Raw genomic sequence first — 11,977 nt, forward strand, 5'->3', positions numbered from 1 at the left:
CGGGTTCTCCTTCCGCAGCGGATCGCCGCCCGATCCGACCGTGTTTGCCGTCCCACCGAAGACGAGGCTTGAGGCGCTATGCTGTCCGTGATCCCGAACCCGCCGCGCACGGCGCTGCCGATCCACGGCAGCTCCGACCTGTTTCCCGTGCGCCGGGTCTATTGCGTGGGCCGCAACTACCGGGCCCATGCCCGCGAGATGGGCGCCGACGAGCGCGACCCGCCCTTTTTCTTCCTCAAGCCGGCCGACACGCTCCAGGTCGTGCCCGAGGGCGTGACGGTCGAGCATCCCTATCCGCCCCGCACCGAAAACTACCATTTCGAGGTGGAGCTGGTGGCCGCCCTCGGCCGGGGCGGGCGCGACATCCCGGTGGAGACCGCCGGCACCCATGTCTACGGCTACGCGGTCGGCCTCGACATGACCCGGCGCGACCTTCAGGACGAGGCCAAGCGGCAAGCGCGCCCCTGGGAGCTCGGCAAGGCGGCGGATTTCTCCGCCCCCATCGGCGCCCTGCGGCCGGCGGGCGTCATCGGCCACCCCCGCTCCGGCGCGATCACGCTGGCCGTCGATGGTGCCGAGCGCCAGCGGGGTGACCTCTCCGAGATGATCTGGTCGGTGCCAGAGCAGGTCGCGCTGCTCTCGACCTATTTCGAGTTGCATCCCGGCGACCTGATCCTCACCGGCACGCCCTCGGGCGTCGGGGCCGTGCAACGCGGCCAGGCCATGAGCGCGCGGATCGAGGGCGTGGGCGCGATCGCGCTCAAGGTCGTGTGAGCGAGCCGGGGCGCGACGGGCGAAGCGCCGCCATCTACAAGGCGGGCATGATCCCGAATCTCGACCGACCCTGGCTCCACCGCCTGTCCCTGCGGGTCGCACTGTTCACGCGCGGCATGACGCTGGGCGTGCGCGGCGTCGCCATCGACGGGCAGGGGAGGGTGTGCCTCGTGCGCCATACCTATGTCGCGGGCTGGCATCTGCCGGGGGGCGGGATCGATCCGGGCGAGAGCGGCCCCGCCGCGATGGCGCGCGAGTTCCGTGAGGAGGCCGAGATCGTGGTGTCGCCCGATGCCCCGCTGCAGTTGCACGGCTTCTTCCTCAACCCAGGCGCACTGCGCCGCGACCACATCGCCGTCTACATCGTCCCGGCCTTCACGGTGACGGGCCCGAAGCGGCCGGACCGCGAGATCGCCGAGGCCGGCTTCTTCCCCCTCGACGCCCTGCCGGCCGACACCACCCGCGCCACCCGCGCCCGTCTCGACGAAATCCACGGCGGCCAGCCTCCGGCCGAGCTTTGGTGAGCCGCGCAAAAAATTCGACCTCGGCGCTTGCATCCCCGGCCGGGATAGTGTTTACCAGCGCCACCGACGGACGCGCCCACGGCGCCGGCCAGACGGACAAGAGAGCGGGTGTAGCTCAGGGGTAGAGCACAACCTTGCCAAGGTTGGGGTCGAGGGTTCGAATCCCTTCGCCCGCTCCAGTTTTCCCAACCATACAAACGACTTACAAGGCCGCCATCGCGCGGCCTTTGTCGTATTCTCGGGTCGGGTGACCCTGCACCGCCACACTGGTCCGCGCCGAGCGCAGGTTTTTCGGGCATCCTGAACCCTGAAGGAGGGCGGGTGCCATGCCTCGCAAACGCTTCACGAACGAACGGATCGCCTTCGCCCTGCGCCAGGCGGAGAACGGTGCAACGGTGGACGAGGCCTGCCGGAAGATGGGCGTGTCCGAGCTGACCTTTTAACGCCGGAAGAAGCCGTTCGTCGGCATGGGCGTGCCGGAGATCCGGCGGCTCAAGCAACGGGAAAGCGAGAACAGCAAGCCGAAGCGGCTGGTCGCCGACCAGACGCTGGACCGCTCCATGCTGCAAGATGTGCTCAAGCGAAAGTGGTGAGGCCCGCCGTTCGCCGCGAGGTCGCCGGTCACTTGCAGGTGGCCCATGGCATCAGCGAGCGTCGGGCCTGTCAGGCTGCCGGCTTTGGCCGCTCATCGCAGCGCTCCGATCCGCAGGTGGCGCTGCGGATGCCGCTGAAGGGGTCGGCCGCCGCACGGGTGCGCTACGGCTACCGACGGCTGCATATCCTGTTGCGGCGGGAAGGCCGGAAGGTGAACCACAAGCGCACCGACCGGATCTACCGGGACGAGGGCCTGTCGATCCGGCCCAAGCTGCCCAAGCGCAAACGGGCCCGGCGCTACCGGCAAGGGCGGCCGGCGATCGGAGGTCCAAACGAGGTCTGGGCCATGGACTTCATGTCCGACCGCCTGTTTGACGGGCGTCCATTCCTCCTCTGACCGCAATCGATTGCGACACGCGAGAGGCGCTCTCGCTGACATCCGAGAGCCAACGTCCGCGCTTTCCAGGTGATCGAGGCGCTGGACGCCTTGGTCCGGCTGCGAGGACGCCCCAAGAGCCGGCGGGTCGACAACGGGCCGAAGTTCGCCGGGCGCATGCTCGACCCATCGGCCGAGATGAATGGGGTCGAGATCGACTTCTCTCGACCGGGTAAGCCGACCGACAACGCCTATATCGAGTCGTTCAACGGCCGCCTATGAGCGGAGTGCCTGAACGCCTCGCGGTTCCTGTCGCTCGCGGATGCCCGCGAGCGCATCGAGGAGTGGAGGTGCCACGACAACGACGATCGACCCCACACGGCCCTGGGCGGCTTGACGCCCCGAGCCCTCGCCAACCAAGCTGTCACAGCCCGAGAACTTGCGTAGGCGGTGGACCACAAACGGGTTCAACTCCACCGCGGTCTTCGACTTCCAACTTACCGACCTTGGCATCCAGGGGCCTACCGACGCGGACAAAGCGCGCCCTAACCCTCTCAGCGATCAGCTCCGCTCGTTGTGGAAGGAGAGCGCCTGCTACTGAAGAGATTACACTGCCAATGCCTGACCGCGTTCTACCGCATTGAGCATTGCGAGGTTCGCAACTTCCCCATTCGACACCACAGGATGCACAGCATCGCCCCGCCACGCGGCCCCGGCAATGCTTGCTCAGGAGCGTATGGGTCCGACACGGAACCGGACGGCTTTCGCTGTCTGCGATCAAAGCAATCAATTCAGGCGCCCACCCGCAAAACTCGACTGCAGCCTACGCAATGGCGCTCTCGGTGTCGGCGAACTCGCTGACCTCTGCTTCATCAGTCGGACCGCGCAACTGACATATGAGTGGATGACACCACCCAAGCAAGTCGGGCAAAAAATTTCGCGACCAGGAATAAAATTCTCAGAGGGCCTGTTCATCATCGAACGTGACTATCGGTGCCTTACGGCGTGGGCTAGACGCATGGAACGAAATAGGATCAGGCCCAAGGAATTATCTGAATGGCGATGGACGGCACCGAGGTCCTGATCAAAACGGTCACCAGCGAGGAAGCGGCGATCCTCGACGCATGGGTTGATCGGCCCCCACGCGGTGGTCCAAGTTCTAAGTTAGTGCAGGGTCGGCCTTTGCTCCACGGGTCGCTTGGCCGGCGGAGCCGACCGGGTGAGCGCAGCCGGCCAAGCGGTGAAGGCCGGCACGAACACCTCCGGGGCCGGTGGTCGGTAGCCGAGCGAGGCGTGCGGGCGCACGCTGTTGTAGTGTAGACGCCAACTCTCGATCACGATCTGCGCCTCCTTGAGCGTGTAGAAGATCTCACCGTTCAAAAGCTCGTCCCGTAGTCGTGCGTTGAAGCTCTCGACGTAACCGTTCTCCCATGGCGAGCCGGGTGCGATGTAGGCTGTTCTGGCGCCGACACCGGTGATCCAGGCCTGCACGGACTTGGCGATGAACTCCGGACCGTTGTCCGAGCGGATATGGCCGGGCACGCCGCGCAGGATGAACAGGTCGGACAGCACGTCGATCACGTCCACCGCCTTCAGCTTGCGTGCGACGCGGATCGCCAGGCACTCCCGCGTGAACTCATCGACCACGTTCAGCATCCGGAACTTGCGGCCCTCGTGCGTGCGGGCTTCGACAAAGTCGTAGGACCAGACGTGATCGCGACGCTCCGCCCGCAATCGCAGGCAGGAACCATCCCCGTCCCAGATGCGGCCGCGCTTGGGCTGCCGAGACGGGACCTTCAGCCCCTCGCGCCGCCAGATCCGTTCGACCCGCTTGTCGTTGACGAACCAGCCCGCCGCCTTCAGCAATGCACCGATCTTCCGGTAGCCGTAGCGCCCGTACTGGCGAGCCAGTTCCACGAGGTCGGCTGTCAGCGCGGCCTCATCCTCTCTTCCCCGCGGCACCTTGCGCTGCGTCGAGCGATGCTGCCCGAGCGCCCGACAGGCGCGGCGCTCGGAGACGTCTAGGACGTTCATGACATGCGCGATGCAGGCGCGTCGGCGCGCGGGGCTGGTCAGTTTCCCCGAGCGGCCTCCTGCAGGATCAGCTTGTCGAGGGTGAGATCCGCAATCGCCTTGCGCAGCCGCTGGTTCTCAACCTCCAAGTCCTTCATCCGTCGAACCTGATCGCTCTTCAGGCCGCCGTACTCCTTGCGCCAGCGGTAGTAGGTCACTTCCGTCACGCCGATGGCCCGGATCGCCTCCGCCACGCTCTGGCCCTGCGAGACCAGAACATCCACCTGCCGCAGCTTGGCGACCACGTCTTCCGGCTTGTGCCGCTTCGTTCCCATCTGTCCGTCCTCATCTGGCTCAAAAGCCATACCTCAGGGCGGACCACTTCAGTGGGGGCGGATCAGGGTCGCGCTTCTGAAGGCTGGCGGCGCGCTTCAGACCGGTCGTATCCGGGAGGCCGAGCTTGAGACGCAGGCCAAGTCGGTGCTCGGGCAATTCCGCCGAGCGCTTGCCTCAGGCAGCACTGACGCGACCGAAGACGCCTATACTTCATTGTGTGAAAGCCTTGCAGACATCTCAAGGTCCCGTGCCATCCAGGGCTTCACTTCAACCGATACCGCTTCCTTCGTGTTCTCGCTCAAGGAGCCGATCTTCGACGCCCTGAGCCGGGCGTCCGGGAAGGACGCCGCACAGGTGACGGCCGGCATCTGGTCGGCGAGCAAGGTGATCGACCAACTCGGCCTCCACACGATGGAGGTCTTCCAGCAGAGCCGCGAGGAGGTGATCGGGCGCCAGAGCGAGGAGATCGCCGAACTCTCGACGCCAGTCGTGCGGCTCTGGGATGGAATCCTCGCGCTGCCCCTGATCGGCACCCTGGATAGCGCCCGAACCGGCGTGGTGATGGAGAACCTCCTCCAGGCCATCGTCGATGAGGAAGCCGAGATCGCCATCATCGACATCACCGGCGTGCCGACCGTCGACACGCTGGTGGCCCAGCACCTTTTGAAAGCCATTGCCGCCGCTCGCCTGATGGGAGCCGACTGTATCGTCTCCGGCATCCGACCCCAGATCGCCCAAACGATGGTCCACCTCGGCGTGGAGCTAAACGTGATCTCGAAGTCCACCCTGGCCGATGCCTTCGCCCTGGCGCTTCGCAGGACGGGCCGCAGCGTCGTGCGCAAGGCTCCTTCCGCGTCTGACGAGAGCCGTCGCTAGCGCCATGGACCGCATTCCGATCCTCAAGCTGGGCGGCGCGCTCATCGTCACCATTCAGGTCGACATGCACGACCGGCTCGCCGTCGCCCTGGAGGAGGACCTCACGGCGATGATTTCGCGCACCGGCGCGCGGGGCGTGCTGATCGAAATCTCCGGGTTGGAGATCGTCGATTCCTTTATAGGGCGCATGCTCGACAACATCGCATCGGTCTCGCGCGTCCTCGACGCAGAGACTGTCGTCGTCGGCATGCGCCCCGCAGTCGCTATTACACTGGTCGAACTTGGCCTGACGCTATCCGGAATCAAGACGGCCCTGAACGTTGAGCGCGGGATGGCGATGATACAGGCCCGGCTCAACGAGGAAGACGCCGAAGGCCTGAGGAGCACTCGTGGCCGTTACGAGGACTGAGCGCAAACCAATCCACTCCGGTGACGATGTCGTGCGCGTCCGCCAAGCCGTCCGGACCTTTGCGGTCGAGGCCGGCTTTGGCTTAGTCGATCAAACCAAGATCGTCACCGCCGCAAGCGAACTCGCCCGCAACACGTTGGACTACGGTGGCGGCGGCGAAGTTCGGATTGAGATTCTACAGGTGGGCCGCCGCCGTGGCGTGCGCCTGACATTCGAGGACGAGGGCCCGGGCATCCCCGACATCGGACTTGCCCTTACCGACCACTACACCACGGGAGGCGGCCTGGGCCTTGGCTTGAGCGGCGCCAAACGCCTATCCAATGAGTTTCATATCGAGTCGACCGTCGGCATCGGGACACGCGTCATCATCGCGCGCTGGAAATGAGCATGATCAGCGTCACCGTGACGGAGGCAAGCCAGGTTGCAGAAACGAGGCGCCGGGCAAGCGGGGTCGCCCTCTCATTAGGATTCGATGAGACTGCGGTCGGCCGTGTCGCCATCGTCGTGACAGAGCTTGCGACTAACCTCGTCAAATACGGGACCAACGGCGAGATCCTCATCGGAATCTTTGAGGACGAGACGGGTACGGGCGTCGAGATACTGGCGCTCGACCGTGGCACCGGGATCTCCGACTTGGCGGCAGTGCTACGCGACGGCTATTCCACCGGAGGCAGCCCCGGCACTGGCCTTGGTGCTGTCAGGCGTCAGTCCCAAGCCTTCGATATGGCCGCGTGGCCAAACAGAGGCCTCGCTGTGCTTACGCGGATCACGAGTACAGTCAGCCGGGCCTCATCCGTGGCCCCCGGTCCGGTTCCACATTTCGGAGCTGTAGGTGTGCCTTTGCGCGGCGAGGCCGTGAGCGGGGACGCTTACTGCGTCCGTCCGCACGGCAAGGGGTGGACCGTGCTGGTTGCCGACGGTCTCGGACACGGACCTCTGGCCGCACAGGCCTCAGATGCGGCCGTGCGCGTGTTTCGCGCGCACGATCATGAGCCTCCGGGTCGCATCCTTGCGTCGGTTCATGCAGGCCTTGGACATACTCGCGGCGGAGCGGTGTCGGTGGCGCGCTATGACGCCGATCGTGGGACGCTGGTGTTCGCCGGCATCGGCAACGTCGCGGGTGGCGTGATCACCGGTGGCGTGACCAAGCGCCTCGTTTCCCTGTCCGGAACCGCTGGCCTCGTCGCCCGCCGCATCCAGGAGTTCGAGTATCCCTTCACCCCACAAAGCGTTCTCGTGATGTGCTCGGATGGTATTGGAACAAGCTGGTCCCTCGAAAACTACCCGGGCCTCGTCGGCGCACATCCCACCCTCATCGCAGGCGTAATCTACCGCGACTTCGCGCGGGGGCGCGATGACGCCACGGTCGTGGTCGCCAAGGACCCGGCATCGTGAAGTGGCCTCTCGTGACGATGATGATCGCGCACGAGGATGACATCTTCACCGTGCGCCAGCGCGTCCGACGCGTGGCAGGGCAAATCGGCTTCGGCGCGCCAGACCAGACCCGGATCGCCACCGCTGTCTCCGAGATCGCGCGCAACGCCCATGACTATGCGGGCGGTGGTCGCGTTGAGCTCGGGGTCGATGTCCTAGCCGGGCGTCAAGCCCTGGTCGTGCGCATCGTCGATCAGGGACCTGGCATCGCCGAACTCTCGGCGATCCTGGAGGGCCGGTATCGTTCGGCCACGGGCCTCGGCATCGGCATCACCGGGTCGCGTCGGCTCGTGGATCGCTTTGACGTTCTCACCAAACCCGGCGACGGCACGACGGTGACGCTGGGGAAGGTCATCCCCGCTGGCCGCCCTTCGCTCACCGGACCGGCGGTCGCCGCGTTGGCGGAGGCGATGCGGGGCTGGAGCGAGGGGCCACAAGCCGCGATGCGCGAGCAGAACCGCGAATTGCTCGCCAGCCTCGCGGACCTGTCCGAACGCGAGGAGGAAGCCCGGCGCCTGAACGCCGAGTTGGCGGAGACCAACCGCGGTGTGGTCGCGCTCTATGCCGAACTGGAGACCCAGGCCGGGCAGTTGCGCGAGGCCGGCGCGACCTTGGAAAGTCAGGTTTCGGAACGCACGATCGAACTCGCGCAGGCGAACGAACGGCTCAAGGCCGAAGCCGAGGAGCGCGAGCGCATGGGGGAGAACCTGCGCCAGTCCCAGAAGATGGAAGCCGTGGGGCAGCTCACCGGCGGCATCGCGCATGACTTCAATAACCTGCTCACCGGTATCGTCGGATCGCTCGACCTGATGCAGACCCGAATGCGGCAGGGCCGTACCGAGAACCTGAAGCGCTACATCGAGACGGCCATGGCCTCGGCCAATCGCGCCGCGGCCCTGACCCATCGGCTCCTCGCCTTCGCCCGGCGCCAGCCCCTCGACCCGAAGCCGACGGACGTGAACGCGCTGATCGGCGGCATGTCCGATCTCCTCCGTCGGACCACGAGCGAAGCCATCGAGTTGCGCGTCCTCTCGGAGCCTGCCCTCTGGCCGACCGTGTGCGATCCGCACCAGCTTGAGAACGCGATCCTGAACCTCGTCATCAACGCGCGCGATGCCATGCCCAACGGGGGCGTCCTGACCATCGCGACCACCAATGGGCGGCACGAGGCGAAGGACCCGGATCTGCGGAACTCGGGACTGACATCGGAGTACGTCTGCATCAGCGTCTCCGACACGGGGACCGGCATGCCGCCCGAGGTTGTGGCGCGGGCCTTCGACCCGTTCTTCACCACGAAGCCGCTCGGCCAGGGCACGGGCCTGGGCCTGTCGATGATCTATGGCTTTGCCCGTCAGTCCGAAGGGCAGGCGCACATCGAGAGTGTCGTGGATCGCGGGACCACGGTCACCATTCGCCTTCCTCGCAACGCCGCGAGCCATGTCGAGGCGGCTCCTGCGCCGGAGGTTGGGGAAATCCCACGTGGAGCGGGCGAGACCGTGCTTGTGGTCGAGGACGAGCAGACCGTGCGGGACCTCATCGTCGAGGTCCTCCATGACCTCGGCTACAAGACCCTTCAGGCTGGGGATGGGCTCTCCGGATTACGGGTCCTCAAGTCGTCGGTGCAGATCGACCTTCTTGTCTCGGACGTCGGCTTGCCCGGCCTGAACGGACGGCAACTCGCGGATCAAGCGCGCGAAACCCGCCCCAACCTGAAGGTGCTGTTCATTACCGGCTATGCGGAAGGCGCGGCGACGCCTTCGGGATTTCTCGATCCCGGCATGGCGATGATCACAAAGCCTTTCGCGGTGGATACACTGATGTCCCGCATCAGAGAGATTATCCAAGGCAATGGCTTATAACAGAGGCCGATGGCGTGCTGGCCGCGTGACGGCTGCGTGATACGGCTTCGCCCAGAGCATCATCCCGAAAGGTGGCCTGCGGCTTTCGAAAAAAGATGGTGCGAAAACAAGAGGCTAGCCCCATCGTCCTGGATTTGATTTCCAGCACGATGCTCCGGGTGCAGCGCCCGCAGCCCATCGGCGGGTTTGACCGTCAGCCGCTGCAGAGCAACCACGCTTTCGCTGAGGAGACCGCCGGCGGATTTCAGGCACGAGCGCGCACAGGGGCGGGGCGCTCCGAGGGCTTGAGGCGAGCGCGCCAGACGGAACGCTGGACGAGATCTCCGATCACGCCTGCCAGAACTTCGGCAACGGCCTCGCTACCACGGGTATTCAGAGTTCGCTGAGACACCACAACGGAGAGTCGCCAGGACGGTGTCGGATCGACGATTGGCATGGCGACCATCTCGCCGCGCTCGATCTCCGCAGCCAGGGCGAAATGCGGCATGATGGCCGCGAAGGCCTGAGCGCGCACGAGCTCCGCGATCGCCGGCAGGCTCTCGCAATCCGTTGCGGCCAGAGCGATGTCGTGGCGTGCCGCGAGTTGCTCGATCACGGTGCGCAGCACGTTCGGGCGGCCAGGCAGCACCACTGGAAGCGCCTGCTGAAAGACCTGGCCGAACGCGATCTCGCGCCGCGCGGCCAGCGGATGAGAGGTGGGGACGATGAACATCAGGTCCTCGACCATCATCTCGGTCCAAGCCACGTGTTCGAACGCTTTGTGATCGTAGAGCAGCGCGACGTCCAGGCGTCCGGATTGGATCCACTCGTCCAACGCACCGCTCATCGCCTCGACGATATGGAGACGGATGTTGGGAAGCGCCTCCGCCATGGCCCGGTGGAGTGGCAGAGAAAGACCACGGCAGGCTGAAGTCGGCAATCCGACCGAGATTCGTCCGCTCGGGCTCGTTGCCTGTGAGCGCATGACATCCTTGGCCCGCTCGACCTCCTGCAGGATGCGCCGCGCGTGTTCGTAGAACTTCAGCCCGAGTTCCGTGGGCGTGACCCCGCGGGCGTGCCGGAACAGCAATTCGACACCGAGTTCGTCCTCAAGATTGCGCATCTGTTGGCTGAGCGAGGGCTGGGCGATCCGCAGCACCTCAGCGGCCCGAGAGACGTTCCCGCTCTCCGCGATTTGCGTGAAGTACCGAAGCTGACGAAGATCCATGGCAATCCAACCCGGGGCCTTTGTGACAAGGCGCGGAACTCCACGCCTATGTCAAACTGCTCTAAGGCCGAGCAATCTGCGCAAACTATGTGCATTACATATAAAATTTACAAGCAAAAACATAATCTTACCAGGAAATCGCTTCATCGACACTCGCCTATGAACGATGCTCATAGGAAATTCCAATGGCTCACATCGGAATTTGGTCTTTGATACCTGATGTATTCGTTGCGTAGCCTGACGGCCATAGCCTGAACATCGGGGCTGCGCCCGAGCATCGTCAGTGAATTGGAGCCCAACTCATGGTTGCGCCGAAGTATTTGCGTCGACTATTCCTGGCTGCGCCACTGGTTTTCACGACCCCAAGCTCGGCACTTGCCCAGCAGGAGCCCTGCATCGGCAACTCTGCCGCCATCACCGGCCCGGCGGCCTTCACCGGCCAAGCCATCAGAATGGGCGCCGAGATCGCCCTTGATGAGATCAATGCCAAGGGGGGCGTCCTCGGCAAGCCGTTGCGCTTCGTCCAGTATGACGACGCTGGAACGCCGCCGCGCGGCGTCGACAACACCCGGCGCGTCGCGCTTGCCGATAAGTGTACCGTCATCCTCGGCGGTTACCACTCCACCGTTTCGGTGGCTCAGGTCGAGCCGGTCCATGCCATCGGCATTCCGTTCGTCGGCGTGCTCGCGGCCAACACACAGGCCATCGAGAACGGCCGCAATCCGAACTACATGTTCCGGGTATCGGCCAAGGACAAATGGGTCGCCCGCTTCCTCGTCGAGCAGGCCGCGAAAGTCTCGAAGACCGGAAAGATCGCTTTCTTCTATGAGAATACAGGGTGGGGCAACGGTGCCGTGCCGGACGTGAAGGCGGCGATCGCAAAGGCCGGCAAAGAATTGGTCGCCACGGAGACCTTCAACTGGAACGATCAGGACATGACCGCGCAGGCGATCCGCGCGCGGGATTCGGGTGCCGACGTTGCCCTGTTCTGGGCCCTCGACCGCGAGGGCAACCAGCTCGTCCGCTCGATGGACAAGGTCGGCTACAAGCCCACCATCATCGGCGCCTGGGGCATCGCCGGCAATCTCGGCGAACTTGCCGGCCCGCTCGCCAATGGCGTCCAGGTCGTGCAGACCTACAGCTTCATGGGCGACCTCGACCATAAAGGCCAAGCGCTCTGGCAGAAGATCCAGACGAAGTACGGCCTGAAGGATCCGTCGCAGATCAAGATGGGCTCCGGCATCGCCAACACCTACGACGCCGTTCACATCGTGGCCCAGGCCATCGAGAAGGCCGGTGCCTTCGATTGGAAGAAGGTCCGCGAGGCGCTTTATCAAGTCAGATACGAGGGCTTGGTCGCGAAATACGATCCGGCTTTCGATTCTTCCGACCCGGAACGCCAGGACGCAATCCTGCCGAGCGAATACAAGCTGACGGTCTGGTCCGACGGCAAGCTCCTGCCGATTGCGCAGACCCCCTACGGCAGAACGAACTGACGGCACGCGCGCCCCCTCCCTCCTCGAAGGGAGGGGCGGGAGCGGCTCGTTCGAATCCCGATCGCCGGGTCGCCCCAAC

The 11,977-nt window shown here is 65.0% G+C and carries 10 protein-coding genes, 1 tRNA gene and 1 pseudogene; 10 read left to right on the forward strand and 2 right to left on the reverse strand.

Annotation, left to right across the window (positions count from 1 at the left end; genetic code table 11):
* Positions 1–78: 78 nt before the first annotated feature.
* The 4 genes and pseudogenes from Y590_RS16525 to Y590_RS26500 all read left to right on the forward strand — a co-directional run bounded on the left by Y590_RS16525 (position 79) and on the right by Y590_RS26500 (position 2,715).
* On the forward strand, positions 79–774 hold the full coding sequence (locus Y590_RS16525) for a fumarylacetoacetate hydrolase family protein (protein ID WP_060770807.1): 696 nt from the start codon (positions 79–81) through the stop codon (positions 772–774).
* 47 nt (positions 775–821) lie between these two features.
* Complete coding sequence (locus Y590_RS16530; protein ID WP_193763287.1) at positions 822–1,298, forward strand: NUDIX domain-containing protein; 477 nt, start codon at positions 822–824, stop codon at positions 1,296–1,298.
* A gap of 104 nt (positions 1,299–1,402) precedes the next feature.
* Positions 1,403–1,477: transfer RNA gene (locus Y590_RS16535), tRNA-Gly, on the forward strand.
* Positions 1,478–1,624: 147 nt separating this feature from the next.
* Positions 1,625–2,715, forward strand: a pseudogene (locus Y590_RS26500) (IS3 family transposase).
* Positions 2,716–3,432: 717 nt separating this feature from the next.
* Here Y590_RS26500 and Y590_RS16550 read toward each other — a convergent pair.
* Positions 3,433–4,616 (reverse strand): IS3-like element ISMex5 family transposase gene (locus Y590_RS16550; protein ID WP_144439943.1). Its coding sequence is split into 2 segments (ribosomal slippage): positions 3,433–4,352 and positions 4,352–4,616, totalling 1,185 coding nucleotides; the frame shifts between segments, so codons are not numbered across the junction.
* Here Y590_RS16550 and Y590_RS16560 point away from each other — a divergent pair.
* From Y590_RS16560 to Y590_RS27695, 5 genes are read left to right on the forward strand one after another with little or no spacing between them, the layout of a single operon-like run.
* Positions 4,513–5,493, forward strand: coding sequence for an STAS domain-containing protein (locus tag Y590_RS16560; protein ID WP_083530886.1), 981 nt, complete (start codon positions 4,513–4,515; stop codon positions 5,491–5,493). The genes Y590_RS16550 and Y590_RS16560 overlap by 104 nt on opposite strands.
* Positions 5,494–5,497: 4 nt before the next feature.
* A complete protein-coding gene (locus Y590_RS16565; protein WP_060770810.1) occupies positions 5,498–5,902 on the forward strand; it encodes an STAS domain-containing protein in 405 nt (134 codons plus the stop codon).
* Positions 5,883–6,287 (forward strand): anti-sigma regulatory factor, encoded by a 405-nt coding sequence (locus tag Y590_RS16570; protein WP_060770811.1) that lies wholly within the window; start codon positions 5,883–5,885, stop codon positions 6,285–6,287. Before Y590_RS16565 ends, Y590_RS16570 begins: the two co-directional genes overlap by 20 nt.
* 2 nt (positions 6,288–6,289) lie before the next feature.
* The gene (locus Y590_RS16575; RefSeq protein WP_060770812.1) at positions 6,290–7,297 is read left to right on the forward strand and encodes a SpoIIE family protein phosphatase; all 1,008 of its coding nucleotides are present in this window, start codon (positions 6,290–6,292) and stop codon (positions 7,295–7,297) included.
* Complete coding sequence (locus Y590_RS27695) at positions 7,294–9,195, forward strand: ATP-binding protein (protein WP_060770813.1); 1,902 nt, start codon at positions 7,294–7,296, stop codon at positions 9,193–9,195. Before Y590_RS16575 ends, Y590_RS27695 begins: the two co-directional genes overlap by 4 nt.
* A 244-nt stretch (positions 9,196–9,439) precedes the next feature.
* On the opposite strand, the gene Y590_RS16585 is transcribed toward Y590_RS27695, so the two are convergent.
* A complete protein-coding gene (locus Y590_RS16585) occupies positions 9,440–10,402 on the reverse strand; it encodes a LysR family transcriptional regulator (RefSeq protein ID WP_060770814.1) in 963 nt (320 codons plus the stop codon).
* Positions 10,403–10,704: 302 nt separating this feature from the next.
* On the opposite strand from Y590_RS16585, the gene Y590_RS16590 reads away from it, so the two are divergent.
* A complete protein-coding gene (locus Y590_RS16590) occupies positions 10,705–11,898 on the forward strand; it encodes an ABC transporter substrate-binding protein (protein ID WP_060770815.1) in 1,194 nt (397 codons plus the stop codon).
* Positions 11,899–11,977: the final 79 nt, after the last annotated feature.

The sequence above is a fragment of the Methylobacterium sp. AMS5 genome, assembly GCF_001542815.1.
Lineage (GTDB): Bacteria > Pseudomonadota > Alphaproteobacteria > Rhizobiales > Beijerinckiaceae > Methylobacterium.

What these genes read in the sequence shown, in the direction of transcription:
- Y590_RS16575 (WP_060770812.1), top strand. Translation starts at nt 6,290, where the DNA reads ATGATCAGCGTCACCGTGACGGAGGCAAGCCAGGTTGCAGAAACGAGG.
- Y590_RS16530 (WP_193763287.1), top strand. Translation starts at nt 822, where the DNA reads ATGATCCCGAATCTCGACCGACCCTGGCTCCACCGCCTGTCCCTGCGG.
- Y590_RS16565 (WP_060770810.1), top strand. Translation starts at nt 5,498, where the DNA reads ATGGACCGCATTCCGATCCTCAAGCTGGGCGGCGCGCTCATCGTCACC.
- Y590_RS16585 (WP_060770814.1), bottom strand. Translation starts at nt 10,402, where the DNA reads ATGGATCTTCGTCAGCTTCGGTACTTCACGCAAATCGCGGAGAGCGGG.
- Y590_RS16560 (WP_083530886.1), top strand. Translation starts at nt 4,513, where the DNA reads ATGGCCCGGATCGCCTCCGCCACGCTCTGGCCCTGCGAGACCAGAACA.
- Y590_RS16590 (WP_060770815.1), top strand. Translation starts at nt 10,705, where the DNA reads ATGGTTGCGCCGAAGTATTTGCGTCGACTATTCCTGGCTGCGCCACTG.
- Y590_RS16525 (WP_060770807.1), top strand. Translation starts at nt 79, where the DNA reads ATGCTGTCCGTGATCCCGAACCCGCCGCGCACGGCGCTGCCGATCCAC.